Origin of the sequence: Streptomyces phytophilus (genome assembly GCF_013870535.1) — a bacterium.
Taxonomy (GTDB): Bacteria; Actinomycetota; Actinomycetes; order Streptomycetales; family Streptomycetaceae; genus Streptomyces; species Streptomyces phytophilus.
Window position 1 is genome coordinate 1 of the sequence record NZ_JACBXC010001351.1, and the last position, 1,569, is coordinate 1,569.

Sequence of the window (1,569 nt, forward strand, 5' to 3'; positions counted from 1 at the left end):
CCCCCGGGTCGAACGTGGGCGTCCGGTCGGCCGGTCCGTGGACCTCGGTCCAGACGTCCCGCAGCCCGAGCGCCGTGCCGGGGGTGTCGCCGCCGTCGTTGAAGTCACCGGCCAGCACGAGGTCGCCGGCCACCCCGCCGAGTCCGTCCGCGAGCCGGGCGAGCTGGGCCCGCCGCAGGGCGGCGCCGTCGTCGGAGTGGTCGCTGCTGAGATGGACCGTGGCGACCACCAGCGGACCGGCGCCGGTGTCCACGGTGACGGCGGTGACGGCCTTGTGCGGTCCGAGGCGGTGCCACCCCGCCTCCCGTACGGGCAGCCGGCTGAGCAGCAGCAGCCCGCTGTCGCCGACGTCCTTGCCGCCCGGGTCGGTGCCCAGCGTGTAGCCGGCGCGGACCCAGGGGGCCCGCATGAGCAGGGCGAGCAGCTCCGCTTCGACCTCCTGGAGCGCGATGACGTCCGCGTCGGCGGCTTCGAGGGCGGCGAGCAGCAGCGGGCGGCGCCGGACGGTGTCGATGCGGTCGGCGTCGTACCGGTCCCACAGTGTGTTCCAGGTGAGGACCCGCACGTCCGCCGCGCCCGCCGGGGCCCGTACCTCCTCGGCGGGGCGCCATCCGGCCGCCGCAGGGTCCCAGCCGAAGGGCGTCCTGGCCGTGAAGAAGGGCGCGCGCAGCAGCCGCGGACCGCGGACCCGGCCGGCCTGCGAAGCGTCGATGCGGTCCACCCCGGTCGCGCGGTCCCAGAGCACCTCGCCGTCCGCCTCGACGAACACGATCCGGTGCCACGGGATGTCGCCGCCCGGGACGAAGGAGGGCAGCGGGACGCGCTTGGGGGCGGCGCCCCGCTGGTTGATCCCCAGCACGAACCTGGCCGGATCGAACCGCGGGTCCCAGCGCACCCGGTGGTAGACCTCGTCGCTCGTACGCATCACGCCTCCTCCGCGTCGTCCGCGTCGTCGGCAAGGGCCCCGGCGGTGTCGGCGACCGTCCCGCCGGCGCCGACGTACCACGTGCGGTGGCCCTCGCCCGGGTAGGGCGGGCTGAACCGGTGCAGTTGCGAGGCGAGCACTCCGGGCGGTACCGGGTGCGTCCGGCCCCGGTTGCGCCGGGCGAGCTCGTCCTCGCCGACCAGCGCGACCACGTGCGTGACCAGGGCGTCGCGGTCCCGTGCCACCCGCTGGACCGCCGCCCGCTGGTGCCGGTTGAGGGAGGTGGCGTCCCACACCGCGGTCCCGCCGGCGGCCAGCGCCGCGTCGAGGCGCCCCAACCCCTCCCGCAGCACGTCCCCGTTCGCCCGCTGGTCGGCCCGCGCACCCCGGGTCTCGCGCAGGTCGTCCAGGCAGACGTACGCGTCGGTCCCGGCGAGGCCCGCGGCGAACGTGCTCTTGCCGCTGCCGGAGGGCCCGACGAGATGGATCAGCCGGGGGAACGCCCCCGACCGCCACCGCCAGCCCGCCGGTACCGCCTCCGCGGCGGTGGTGATCCGCCCGGCGGCGTACGCGTCCCGCGCCTCGGCCCAGCACCGGTCGGCGGCATCGGTGCCGAGGCCGCCGAGTGCATCGCGCAGCCCGGC

At 77.1% G+C, this 1,569-nt stretch carries 2 protein-coding genes; both read right to left on the reverse strand.

The window, feature by feature from the left end; genetic code table 11:
- Window positions 1-925: RNA repair domain-containing protein (locus H5J30_RS32285; protein WP_181791192.1), on the reverse strand; the 925-nt coding region annotated here is incomplete at its 3' end.
- A partial coding sequence (locus H5J30_RS32290) for an ATP-binding protein (protein WP_181791194.1) occupies window positions 925-1,569 on the reverse strand: 645 nt, incomplete at its 5' end. The genes H5J30_RS32290 and H5J30_RS32285, both read right to left, overlap by 1 nt.